Here is an 840-nt window from a genome sequence, read left to right on the forward strand (position 1 = left end):
GTCTCGCCCGCCTCACGCTGTGCCCAACTTTCTTGGAGATCCGCGAGCGTCTCTTCGGACAGCTGCACCGATGGGTTCAGCCAGTCGCGAAGAGCGTCTCGAATTGCCTCCGACCGAGAGGTGTACCCACGTCGGGCGAACTCTTCGTCGATGGCGTCAACCATTGCAGTAGGGACTCGGACATCGATTTTCGTGGTCCCACCGTCGTCGTTTCGCCCGTCGTCGGTATCAGTGCTCATATGCTGTGAGACGTGTGTCTCACAAATAAGTCCTCTGTACGAGCCAGAGTCGCTCTTATGTAGAGCTGAGGAACGACCGTGTAGTTACGGTGAACGAGCCGAAATCATGAGGTTATGTCTCAGACTCAGCCAGCGTTCGGTGGAATGCTTCGCCAGCTCGTTGATCTTGGATTGTTCGAGTTGGACACCGAGCCGCTCGATGCCCTCATCGAGCGGCGACTCAAGCAGTTCTGGGAGTATACCACGTGTCCTCGCTGCGGCCACCCCAGCATTCACACGTGGGACTCGTCCGACCGCGTTATCTGCCGAGATTGCAATTTTAAACCGGTCTACACCTATGGCACGCCCTTCCACGAGAAGCACCTCACCACCGGAGAGGTGCTTCTCGCGTACCTCCTCTATGCAGACACGTTGCTCAGTATCTCACAAATCGCGGTTGTGCTCGACAGGGCGTACAAGACCGTCTATTACGCCATTCGAGAGGTGGAAGCCGCGGTCACGCGCGGCTTCCCCCTCGTCTGGGAGCAATTCCAACACTCCATCTCGGGCCCAACACAAATCGACGAATCAAGCACGGTCTGTTCAGGCTACAAAGGCCAAG

1 protein-coding gene and 1 pseudogene are annotated in these 840 nt (G+C 57.0%); one reads left to right on the forward strand and one right to left on the reverse strand.

All coding sequences use genetic code 11. The features are described from left to right. On the reverse strand, positions 1-239 hold a 239-nt coding region (locus tag DVK06_RS16715), incomplete at its 3' end, for a ribbon-helix-helix domain-containing protein (RefSeq protein WP_121601117.1). Positions 240-353: 114 nt separating this feature from the next. On the opposite strand from DVK06_RS16715, the pseudogene DVK06_RS16720 reads away from it, so the two are divergent. Then, positions 354-840, forward strand: a pseudogene (locus DVK06_RS16720) (IS1595-like element ISHvo6 family transposase); the annotation flags it as partial.

The organism is Halorubrum sp. Atlit-28R, assembly GCF_003665955.1.
GTDB classification, from domain to species: Archaea; Halobacteriota; Halobacteria; order Halobacteriales; family Haloferacaceae; genus Halorubrum; species Halorubrum tropicale.